Here is an 11,422-nt window from a genome sequence, read left to right as displayed (position 1 = left end):
ATCGCCGCCGTAAGGCTTACAGCAAGAGTCTTGAAAGTAACGGAAAGACCTTTCACGGGACTTCTTCCGGGCCCGTACGCGTCCGGCGCCGCTACCGCCTGATGGTGTACGTGACGAGCGAGCGGGCCGGCACCGTCGCGGTCAGCGCCCCTCCGCGCACGTGCACGGCCGGCTGCCGGGCCATGCTGTGCGAGCCGTTGGTGAGGTACGGGGTGGCCGTCCCGGCCGTGATACCGGTGTTCCTCAGGCCGTACGACACCTGCTGAGCACCGGTGCCCGCGTTCAGGGCCACGACGGTGAGGTTGCCGTCGGTGTTGCGGAACGCCGAGAGCTCCAGGCCGGCGTCGGGGGTGGTGGCGCCGATGCGCGTGGCGCCGGGCCGGATGAACCGGCTGTAGCCGGCGAGCGCCCACAGCCGCTTCGACACGTGGTAGTTCTCGCCGTCCATCTGGATCAGCCCGCGCGTGGCCCCGACCGAGGCGCCGTACCAGTACACGTATCCGCTCGCGTTGCCCTTGGTGAGCGCGTCGTGGACGGCGGAGGCCACGGTGAAGCCGTCGTAGCCGCTGCCGTCGTCCCAGTTCTCGTTCCAGGTGGTGCCGTTGGGCGACCACTCCGACATCCAGGTGCGCTTCCGCGTCGGCAGCGGGCCGTCCACGGCGCTGGCGTAGGTGTGGCCGGTGTGTGTGGAGACGAGGTCGCGGGCGACCGGGTCCGCCTCGATCGCGCTCGTGTACGCCTTCTGCTGGGTCCAGCCGAAGGAGTCGCAGCAGGCCACCCGGTAACCGGCCGCGCGGGCGACCGGCCCGAAGATCTTCACGAACTCCGTCGCCTGGGCGGGGGTGAGCCGCATGGAGTCGTACGTCGCCGTCCAGTCGGGTTCGTTGGTGAAGCCGATGTCGGTGATGCGGACGCCTTCCTGCCCGTAGAACTTCGCCCACTGGACGAGGAAGTCCGCGTACGCCCTGCGCCAGTCGCCGCTCGCGCAAGCGGCGCCCGGAAGGCCGCACAGGGTGCCGCCGTCGGCGTCGGTCCCGTTCGTCTTCATGTAGCCGGGGGCGGTCCAGGCGTCGGCGTAGAAGCGGTTGACGCCGTAGGCCCTGGCCTCCTTGGCGAGCCACACCTGGCCCTTGTCGTAGCCGTCCCAGGTGTACCGGGGGGTGGCGTCCGGGCCGCCGGGGTCGGTGGGCTGGATGCCGGAGTCGATGCCGAGGCGCAGGATGCTGAGGCCGGCGCCGGTACTGCGGTCGAGCAGCAGGTCCAGGAGTTCGCGCTGCTTCTGCGCCGGTAACCCCTGTGCGCCGTGCATGATGTCGGCGCGGCCGAAGTGCTCGGAGAAGCCGAAGCCGTCGATGGGCTGGTAGGTGGTGGAGCCGTCGATGGTCGCCGTGGTGGCGGCACTCACCCTCGGCGCCTGGGCCGCACTGGTGCCCGCGACCGCCAGCAGGGCCGCCACGGACGTCACCGTCCACCTGCGGAATCTGGTTCGCATACTGAACATCCCTTCATGGGAGCGCTCCCATAACCACCGGAGAACGTAGGACGACACTCCGTGAGCGTCAATCCCACGTTCCCCGGGGGGTGTTCAGCAGCTGGACTTGCCGCTGTAGATCGCGAGCGCGGTGTTGGCGCCCAGGGTGGCGGTGAACTGTCCGCTGGAGTTCACGGTCACCGTCGTGTTGTTCTGGACGTTGCAGTACGTGCCCGCGGCCAGTGACGTCTGGTACGTACGGGTCAGGCTGCCCGACTCGTGATTGATGGCCACGTAGCCCTTGCTGCCCCGCCCGAAGGCGATCGCGTCGCCGCCGTTGTCCCACCAGTTGGTGACCGACTCACCGCGGGTCGCGTTGCGGAAGGCGACCATGCGGATGATCTCCGGCCAGGCGTGCTGGCACTTCCAGCCGTTCTGCCAGCAGGCCGTCACCGAGCCGCCGTTGGGCGGACCGGCGTCCGTGTCGGACCACTCGTAGCCGGAGTTGATGTCCGGGGCGCCGTACGGGTAGGCCAGCATGAAGACGTTGGCGAGGGTGTAGTTCGCCCCGTCCTTGTAGTTGAGCGTGGAGCCGTTGCGCTCGGTGTCGTGGTTGTCGACGAAGACGCCGGCGACCGAGCTGCTCATGTAGCCCCAGCCCTCGCCGTAGTTCTTCAGGTAGGCGAGGTTCTCGTTGTTGAAGACGCGCTTGAGGTCGTAGGCGTAACGGAACTCCTGGACGTCCCCGTTGCCCGTGTACTCGGTGGGCTGGACGGCCTCGCCGCTGCCGTAGATGACCTCCTGCTTCCAGTACACGGAGGGGTTGGACAGACGCGACTTGATGTTGGCGAGGTCGGTCGCCGGGATGTGCTTGGCCGCGTCGATGCGGAAGCCGTCGACACCGTAGCCGAGCAGGGTGTTCATGTACCCGGCGATGGTGGACCGGACGTACTCCTCGCCGGTGTCCAGGTCGGCGAGGCCGACGAGTTCGCAGTTCTGGACGTTGGTGCGGTTGGTGTAGTCGCTGATCGTGGCCGTGCAGTCGTCCATGTCGTAGGACGAGTACAGGCCCGGGTAGTTGTACTTGCTGTAGCTGGACCCGCCGGTGCCGGTGCCGCTCCCCGCCGACATGTGGTTGACGACGGTGTCGACGACGACCTTCACGCCGGCCGCGTGACACGTGTCGACCATGCTCTTGAAGGCGGTGGCGTCACCGAGGCGACCGGCGATCTTGTAGCTGACGGGCTGGTACGACGTCCACCACTGCGAGCCCTGGATGTGCTCGGCGGGCGGGGAGACCTGGACGTAGCCGTATCCGGCGGGGCCGAGGGTGTTGGTGCACTCCTTGGCGACCGAGGCGAAGTTCCACTCGAACAGGACGGCGGTGACGTCCTTGGTGCCGGGCGGGGAGGCGGCGGCGGGGGTGGCGGGGGCGATGAGGGCCGCGGCTGCGGCGAGCGCGGTGAGGGATGCGCTGGCTGGCCATCTCGATATCACGTGGGGGCTCCTTGCGGGACGGCCGGGCGTCCTTGCCCGGCGCCGGCGTGAACGTACCCCTGACGAAAGGTTTACAGCAAGAGGCTTGCAACTCACAGCAAGAACTTTCACCCACTCTCTTGACGTGCCCTTCTCAACTGCCGCACGCTCACCACTTGTTGAATCCCCGACCTCTGATCGACTCCACCTCGCCTCCGTCCGCTTCCCCATCCCGGAGCCGCACATGATCTTCGAACCGGGTGTGCTCAGCCGCACCACGAGAGCCCTGGCGGTCGGCGCCCTGGCGCTCGCCGGTGCGACCGCCCTGCCCGCCGCGACCGCCCAGGCCGACGCCACCACCTCCGGCGATGTCATCGCCAACCTGTGGGAATGGAACTGGGACTCGGTCGCCGCCGAGTGCACCGACGTCCTCGGACCGAACGGCTACGGGGCCGTGCAGGTGGCCCCGCCCGCCGAGTCCCTCAAGCAGTCCTCGTACTACTGGTGGGACGCCTACCAGCCGTACTCCTACAACCTCAACAGCCGCTTCGGCACCGCCGCCCAGTTCGCGTCGATGGTGAGCACCTGCCACACCGCCGGCGTCAAGGTGTATACGGACGCGGTGATCAACCACACCGCCGCGCAGACCGGCACCGGCTACAACGGCACCACGATCACCAACAAGTACGACACCCCCGACTGGAACCCGGGCGACTACCACCAGTCGGACGACTGCTCCGACTCCGACCTCGTCATCGACGACTGGTCGAACCTCACCGAGGTCCAGAACTGCGAACTCCTCGGCCTGCCCGACCTGGAGACGGAGGAGGACAGCGTCCGCAGCGGCATCGCGGGCTTCCTCAACAAGCAGCTCGCCCTCGGCGTCGACGGCTTCCGCGTCGACGCGGCCAAGCACATCCCGACCGCCGACCTCCAGGCGATCGAGGCCAAGCTGACCGACACGACGTCGGGCACGGACCCGTACGTCTTCCAGGAGGTGTACCCGGGCTCGACCCCGGCGGCCTCGGACTACTACGCCTCCGGTGACGTCCTCGACTTCACCTACGCGAGCAAGATGAAGTCGGCCTTCCAGGGGAACATCAGCGACCTGGAGTCGCTGTCCTCGTCCGGCATCCTCGCCCCCGCCAACTCGGTGTCCTTCGTGACCAACCACGACACCGAGCGCAACGGACTGCACATGTCCTACAAGGACGGTGACACCTACAAGCTGGCCAACATCTTCCAGCTGGCCTACAAGTGGTCGACCCCGACCGTCTACGCCGGCTGGGAGTTCACCCAGAGCGACCAGGCCCCGCCGAACTCCGCCGGTTTCGTCACCGACACCGACTGCTCCGACGGCTGGTACTGTCTCGACCGGGACACCGCCGTCACCGGCATGGTGAAGTGGCACAACGCGGTCGGCTCGGAGGCGGTGGCCAACTGGTCGACCAAGTCGTCGAGCGTGATCGGCTTCAGCCGCGGCACGGCGGGCTACATCGCTCTGAACAACGGCTCCTCCGCGGCGACGTACACCTTCGCGACCGGGATGGCCGACGGGACGTACACGAACGTCATCGACAACGGGGCCACCACGGTCACCGTGTCGGGCGGCAGCGCGACCCTCACGATCCCCGCGAAGAGCGCGATCGCCTTCTACGACGGCGCGTTCACGCCGTGCACGACCTGCGGCGGCTCGGGTGGCGGCGACTCGACGTCGACGGTGACGGCGACGTTCAACGAGTACGCCTCCACCTCCTCCGGCACCAACGTCTACGTCGTCGGCTCCGTGCCGGCGCTCGGCTCCTGGGACACCTCGAAGGCGATCCGGCTGTCGTCGACCGGGTACCCGGTGTGGTCGGGCGAGGTGAGCGTGCCGATCAACACGTCGTTCGAGTACAAGTACATAAAGAAGGACAGTTCGGGCAACGTGACCTGGGAGTCCAACGCCAACAGAGCCGGTTCGAGCGCGACTTCGGCCGTCTCCTTCGACAACTCCTGGAACGTGGCGAGCGCGAGCGCCACCGACGTCACCTTCAACGTCACCGCCACGACCGACTGGGGCACCAACGTCTACGTCGTCGGTTCCCTCGCCTCCCTCGGCTCCTGGAACACCGGCGACGCGATCCCGCTGTCCTCGGCGTCGTACCCGACGTGGAGCAAGCTGGTGATCGTCCCGAAGAGCACGGCCTTCACCTACAAGTACATCAAGAAGGACAGCTCCGGGAACGTGACCTGGGAATCCGGCACCAACCGCGCGTACACCACCGGCTCGGCCACGGGCTACACCGCGAACGACACCTGGCACTGAACGATCCGTCTGCGCATCGACCCGGTCCTCCGCGAAAGCGGAGGACCGGGGCTGTGTCGTCTATCGGGCAGGACGTGACAGCCAGGAGGCGGGCGGGAAACGCTGGCGCGATGGGCAATCCATCGGTGGCGCGGGCGCGCCTGGTCGGGCGGCGGGACGAGATCGCCGAGGTGCACCGGCTGCTGTTCGAACGGTCGCGGCTGGTGACGCTGACCGGCGTGGGCGGCGTGGGCAAGACCCGGGTGGCATGGGCGGTGGCCCGGACGGCGCACACGAGGTTCCGGGACGGGGTGTGGTTCGTGGAGCTGTCCTCCCTGAGCGAGGAGAGCCTGGTGCCGCACGTCATCGCGGAGGCGCTGCAACTGGCTGATCAGACGACCCGGCCGGTGATCGACGCGGTCGCCGAGTATCTGGCCGACCGGGAGGCGCTGCTGGTCCTGGACACCTGCGAGCACCTGGTCGACGGCTGCGCGCTGACGGCGGAGGCGCTGCTGCGTGCGGCGCCGGGACTGCGGGTCCTGACGACCAGCCGCCGGCCGCTGGGCATGATGGCCGAGGAGGTCCTCAGGGTCGATCCGCTGCCGGTGCCCGAGGGCCGCCGCTCGACGACGGACGCGATGGTGCTGTTCACGGAGCGGGCGAGGGAGGCGGTGCCGGATTTCCGCGTCACCGATGCCAACCGGGCCGACGTCGTGCAGCTGTGCCGCCGGCTGGAGGGACTGCCGCTGGCCCTGGAACTGGCCGCGGCCCGCCTGCGCGAGCTGCCCCTGACGGAGCTGGCCGAGCGGCTGGACGACCGGTTCGCGCTGCTCGGCGACACCGAGAAGGCCGTGCCCGACGCCGACCCGCCCTGGCACCAGGCGCTGCGGACGGCGATCGGATGGAGCCACGAACTGTGCACCCCGGCCGAGCGGTTGCTGTGGGCACGGCTCTCGGTGTTCGCGGGCGGCTTCGAGGCGGAGGCCGTGCTGCACGTGTGCGCCGACGAACGTCTGGCCGCCGACTCCGTCGTGGAGTTGCTGGCCGCGCTCGTGGACAAGTCGATCCTCACCTGGCAGCCGGACCAGCACGCGGAGCGCTTCCGGATGCTGGACACCGTCCGCGAGTACGGCGGCCACTGGCTGCGCGAACTGGGCGAGCAGGACCTGCTGCGGCGTCGCCACCGGGACTACTGCCTCGCCTTGGTACGGGAGGGCTGCGCCGCCTGGATCGGTCCGCACCAGCACACCTGGCAGCGCCGTATGACGGACCAGGTCGACAACCTGCGGGCCGCCCTGGAGTACTCGCTGCGTCATCCGGAAGGACATGCCGCCCTGGAACTGGCCGGAGGGCTGTGGTTCTTCTGGCACTGCCTGGGATTCCACCACGAGGGGCACCACTACCTGGAGCGGGCTCTGGCTTGCGATCCCACCCCGGGCAGGGAGCGCGGCCAGGCCCTGTGGGCGTCTTCCCTGGTCCTGTCGAGTCTCGGAGACCCCGACGCGGGTGAGGCCCGGGCAACCGAGTGCGCCGGCCTGGCCGAACGGCTGGACGACGCCGAACTGCGGGATCACGCGCGGGCGATGCTCGCGTTCGCGGCCATCCTCCGCGGCGACAGCGCACGTGCCGTACCCCTGGCGCAGGAACTGCTCGACAAGCACGACTGCGCCGGCGCCCTCGGCCATCCCTGGATGGCCGCCGGTCTCTTCCGCGGACAGGCCCACCTGTTGGAGGGGCGCGTCGAGGACGCCCTCGTCGTCCTGGAGCACCTGCACTCCGACTGCGCCCGGCACGGCGAGCGGTGGATGCGCGGTTACGCCGACTACATGCTGGCCCGGGCCGAGTCGGCGCGCGGTCGCCACGAGGCGGCTCGCCGGCACGGCCGGGCGGCCCTGCGGGCCAAACAGCAGCTGAACGACCGACTGGGCATGGCCATGGCCCTGGACGTACTCACGGTGGCCGCGGCCGGGGAAGGGCGAGGAGCGCAGACGGCCTACCTGCTGGGTCTGACACACCGGCTCTGGGCCACGGTGGGCCAGTCGCAGGTCGGTGTGGCCGCGTGGATCACCGCCCGCGAACGGTGCGAGAAGCAGGCGCGCGAGGCCATGGGTGACGCCTCCTACGAGGAGGCGTTCCGGGCCGGCTGTGAAACCGACCTGGCCACCGCGGTGGATGAGCAGCTGGGCCTGTCCGCCTGACCCGGCCCCTGCACGAGTCCGCGGTGCCGCGAACGACGTCGGCCCGCCGCCCAAAGGGCGGCGGGCCGCGTTCAGTTGCTCAGCCGTCAGGCCGTGGTCCACCACACCGTGGTGTCCGCCGGGACCTTCGCCTCGCCGTCCACCTCGGCCACGTCACCGCTCGCGAGCAGCACGCGGCCGTACGCCGGAGTCGTCACCGCCTCGCCGCTGGTGTTCGCCACGCAGACGAACTCGCCGCGGCGGAAGGCCAGTACGCCCTCCGGTGCCCGCAGCCACTCCACCGCGTCGCCGGCGCCCAGGTCGGGCTCGGTGCGGCGGACGGCGAGGGCCGTGCGGTAGAGCTCCAGGGTGGAGCCGGCGACGCCGGTCTGGGCCTCCACGCTCAGGTCCGCCCACTCCGCCGGCTGCGGAAGCCAGCTGCCGCCCGCGCCGAAGCCGTACGACGAACCCTCCCGGGTCCACGGGATCGGGACGCGGCAGCCGTCGCGGAAACCGTCCTGGCCGGCGCCGCGGAAGTAGGCCGGGTCCTGGCGGACCTCGTCGGGGAGGTCGACGACATCCGGGAGGCCCAGTTCCTCGCCCTGGTAGATGTACGCCGAGCCCGGCAGCGCCAGCATCAGCAGCGTGGCCGCCCGCGCGCGGCGCAGGCCCAGGGCGCGGTCGCCCGCCGTGCGGATCTGGGTGCCGAGGCCCGCCGGGTTGGCGAAGCGGGTGGCGTGGCGGGTCACGTCGTGGTTGGAGAGGACCCAGGTGGCGGGGGCGCCGACCGGGCGCATCGCCTCCAGGGTCAGGTCCACCACCTTGCGGAGCTCCTCGGCATCCCAATGGGTGCCCAGGTACTGGAAGTTGAAGGCCTGGTGGAGCTCGTCCGGGCGGACGTAGTTGGCGGTGCGCTCCACGGTCGGGGTCCAGGCCTCCGCCACGAAGATGCGCTCGCCCGCGTACTCGTCGAGGATCGTGCGCCACTGGCGGTAGATGGCGTGCACGCCGTCCTGGTCGAAGAACGGCATGACATCGTTGCCCAGCAATTTCAGCTGGTCACCGTCGCCGCCGAGGTCCGGCAGGCCCTCGGCCTTCACCATGCCGTGGGCGACATCGATGCGGAAGCCGTCCACGCCCATGTCCAGCCAGAAGCGCAGGATGGAGCGGAACTCGTCGCCGACGGCGGGGTGTTCCCAGTTGAAGTCGGGCTGCTCGGGGGCGAAGAGGTGGAGGTACCACTCGCCGGGGGCGCCGTCGGGTTCGGTGACCCGCGTCCACGCCGGGCCGCCGAAGATGGACTCCCAGTTGTTCGGGGGGAGTTCGCCGTTCTCGCCCTTGCCGGGGCGGAAGTGGTAGCGGGCGCGCGCCGGGGAGCCGGGGCCCTCGCGCAGGGCGCGCTGGAACCACTCGTGCTGGTCGGAGGAGTGGTTGGGGACCAGGTCGACGATGATCCGGAGGTCCAGCTCGTGCGCGTCGCGGATCAGCGCGTCCGCGTCCAGCAGGTTGCCGAACATCGGGTCCACGGCCCGGTAGTCGGCGACGTCGTAGCCGGCGTCGGCCTGCGGGGAGGCGTAGAAGGGGCTGAGCCACACGGCGTCGACGCCGAGGTCGCGCAGGTACGGCAGGCGGGAGCGGATGCCCTCCAGGTCGCCCATGCCGTCGCCGTTGCTGTCGGCGAAGCTGCGCGGATAGACCTGGTAGATGACCGCGTCCCGCCACCAGTCGCGGCGCTGGGCGACGGTGGCTACGGCGGAGGTCGGGGCCGGGTCGGCTGCGGAGTGCTGGCTCATGGCGTCCTTGATACGTAACGGAGTCATCTGGGCAGGAGGTTGCAGATGGGGGCAGAAGGGGGGCGCACGGGTGTGTGCCGGTGCGGCGGCGGGCTTGCAGCGAGGCGGTCGCGGTGACAGCGGGGTCGGATGGACACCGCGACCGCCTCGGGTCCGGTGGGGGCGGCGCCCCCGCGGGGGTCAGCCCTTGGTGCCGCCGGCGGTGAGGCCGGCCACGAGGTTCTTCTGCACGAGGTAGAAGAACGCGGAGACCGGGATGGCGATGAGCACCGCGGTCGCGGCCATCAGGTTGCGCTGGGCGTCGTGCTCGCTGACGAAGCTCTGGAGGCCGACGGCGAAGGTGTACTTGTCGTCGCTGAGCATGAACGTCGAGGCGAAGGCGACCTCGCCGAAGGCGGTGATGAAGTTGTAGAAGGCGGCGACCGCGAGGCCCGGCTTGGCGAGCGGCAGGATCAGCCGGAAGAAGGTCCCGAAGGGCGTCAGTCCGTCGACGCGTCCGGCCTCGTCGATCTCGAACGGGATCGTGTCGAAGTAGCCCTTGAGCAGCCAGGCGCTGTAGGGGACCGCGGTCGCGCAGTAGACGAGGATGAGACCGAGGTAGCTGTCGACGAGCTGGAGATCCACCAGGATCTGGTACATCGGCACGATGAGGACGGCGATCGGGAACATCTGGGTGACCAGGAGCACCCACATGAGCTTCTTGTAGCCGGGGAACCGCATGCGGGAGACCGCGTAGCCGGTGGTGGCCGCCGCGAACACGCCGATGACGGTGGTGCCGAGGGAGACGATCAGCGAACTCTTCAGCCAGTCGAAGAAGTTGGTGTGCTGGAGGACGAACGAGTAGTTGTCCAGCGTCATCTTGTCCCAGATGCCGCCGGGGTGGAGGTAGTCGTCCTTGTCCGGGCCGAGGGAGAGGTAGACCAGCCAGGCGATCGGGAACAGCGCGATCAGGCTCGCGACGATCAGGATGCCGTGCGAGGCGAGTGCGGTGAGGCGGCTGCGCTGCTCGCGTCCGCGGACCTTGCGCGGCCGGGCGGCTTCGAGGACCTGGGGAGTCACCGGGCGATCAGCCTTGATCTCGGAAGGGGTTGAGGTGCTCATGGGACTCCTGCCTCAGATCGCGAGCTGCTGGTCGTTGCGGTTCAGCCAGCGGCGGTAGAAGGAGGTGAAGACGATCAGGATGGCCAGCAGCAGGATGCCGTAGGCCGCGGACTGGGCGAAGTCACGCGGCTGCTGTCCGAAGCCGAGGTAGTACGCCCAGGTGACGAGGATCTGCGCGTCCGGAGCGGTGTTGCCGAACAGCAGGAAGATGATGGCGAACTGGTTGAAGGTCCAGATGACACCGAGCAGGACGACGGTGGAGCTGACGGACCGCAGGCCCGGCAGGGTGACGTACCGGAAGCGCTGCCAGGCGTTGGCGCCGTCCATCTCGGCGGCCTCGTAGAGCGAGGAGTCGATGGACTGCAGTCCGCCGAGGAGCGAGACCATCATGAACGGCACACCGCACCAGGTGTTGACCATGATCGCGGCGAACCGCTGCCAGAAGGTGTCCTCCAGCCATGACGGTGTCGGCAGGTGGAGGGAGCCCAGGAAGCTGTTGATGATGCCGCTGTCGGCGAGCATGAACCGCCAGCCGAAGACGGTGACGAAGGTCGGCACGGCCCACGGCAGGATCAGGATCAGCCGGTAGAAGGTGCGGCCGCGCAGCTTCTGGTTGAGCAGCAGGGCGAGGCCGAGTCCGATGCCGTAGTGCAGGGCCACACAGGCGGCCGTCCACACGATCGTCCAGATGAAGTGCGACCAGAAACGGTCGTAGGCGGTGTCGCCCCAGAGGATGTCGGCGTAGTTGTCGAGGCCGATGAACTTGTACGTGGCGTCGATGTGGTTGACGCCGATCGTCCGCGCCGTGTTGAGGCTGTTGGCGTCGGTGAGCGTGAGGTAGAGGCCGTACACCAGCGGGTACAGCACGAGCACACCGAGGACGATCGCCACCGGGGCGATCATCGCGTAGGCGTACCAGTGCTTCTGGTATCCGCGCTTCAGGCGCTGGCCCAGCCCGGGGCGTGGCCCGCGGTCACCGCGGCGCTTGCCGGTCGCGCGGTCGATGGCGACTGTCATGGTTCGACACCTTCTGGGAGGTTCAAAGGGGTGTACGGCTCACAGGCCGATGGCCGCCGGGTCCCTCCCCCCATGAAGCGGGGGACCCGGCGGCCGCTCG

At 69.2% G+C, this 11,422-nt stretch carries 7 protein-coding genes; 2 read left to right on the top strand and 5 right to left on the bottom strand.

The features are described 5' to 3' along the window. Positions 1-91: 91 nt before the first annotated feature. The gene (locus DI272_RS35110) at positions 92-1,492 is read right to left on the bottom strand and encodes a glycoside hydrolase family 30 beta sandwich domain-containing protein (RefSeq protein ID WP_109501220.1); all 1,401 of its coding nucleotides are present in this window, start codon (positions 1,490-1,492) and stop codon (positions 92-94) included. Positions 1,493-1,585: 93 nt separating this feature from the next. After that, positions 1,586-2,968 carry an alpha-amylase family protein gene (locus DI272_RS35105; protein ID WP_109499208.1) on the bottom strand — a complete coding sequence of 461 codons (1,383 nt, stop codon included), beginning with the start codon at positions 2,966-2,968 and terminating at the stop codon, positions 1,586-1,588. Between the two features lie 223 nt (positions 2,969-3,191). On the opposite strand from DI272_RS35105, the gene DI272_RS35100 reads away from it, so the two are divergent. Together DI272_RS35100 and DI272_RS35095 are read left to right on the top strand one after the other, a co-directional pair. Beyond that, complete coding sequence (locus tag DI272_RS35100; RefSeq protein ID WP_109499207.1) at positions 3,192-5,255, top strand: carbohydrate-binding module family 20 domain-containing protein; 2,064 nt, start codon at positions 3,192-3,194, stop codon at positions 5,253-5,255. Positions 5,256-5,365: 110 nt separating this feature from the next. Beyond that, complete coding sequence (locus DI272_RS35095; protein WP_109499206.1) at positions 5,366-7,432, top strand: AAA family ATPase; 2,067 nt, start codon at positions 5,366-5,368, stop codon at positions 7,430-7,432. Positions 7,433-7,518: 86 nt separating this feature from the next. On the opposite strand, the gene DI272_RS35090 is transcribed toward DI272_RS35095, so the two are convergent. The 3 genes from DI272_RS35090 to DI272_RS35080 all read right to left on the bottom strand — a co-directional run bounded on the left by DI272_RS35090 (position 7,519) and on the right by DI272_RS35080 (position 11,322). Further along, positions 7,519-9,204, bottom strand: a complete 1,686-nt coding sequence (locus tag DI272_RS35090; RefSeq protein ID WP_109499205.1) for a glycoside hydrolase family 13 protein — start codon at positions 9,202-9,204, stop codon at positions 7,519-7,521. 180 nt (positions 9,205-9,384) lie between these two features. Then, a complete protein-coding gene (locus tag DI272_RS35085; RefSeq protein WP_109499204.1) occupies positions 9,385-10,305 on the bottom strand; it encodes a sugar ABC transporter permease in 921 nt (306 codons plus the stop codon). Between the two features lie 12 nt (positions 10,306-10,317). Beyond that, positions 10,318-11,322, bottom strand: a complete 1,005-nt coding sequence (locus DI272_RS35080) for a carbohydrate ABC transporter permease (RefSeq protein WP_109499203.1) — start codon at positions 11,320-11,322, stop codon at positions 10,318-10,320. Between the last annotated feature and the right edge of the window lie 100 nt (positions 11,323-11,422).

Origin of the sequence: Streptomyces sp. Act143 (assembly GCF_003143935.1) — a bacterium.
Classification (GTDB): Bacteria; Actinomycetota; Actinomycetes; order Streptomycetales; family Streptomycetaceae; genus Streptomyces.
Note: the sequence above shows the minus strand (reverse complement) of the source record. Positions and strands in the feature narration are given on the sequence as shown.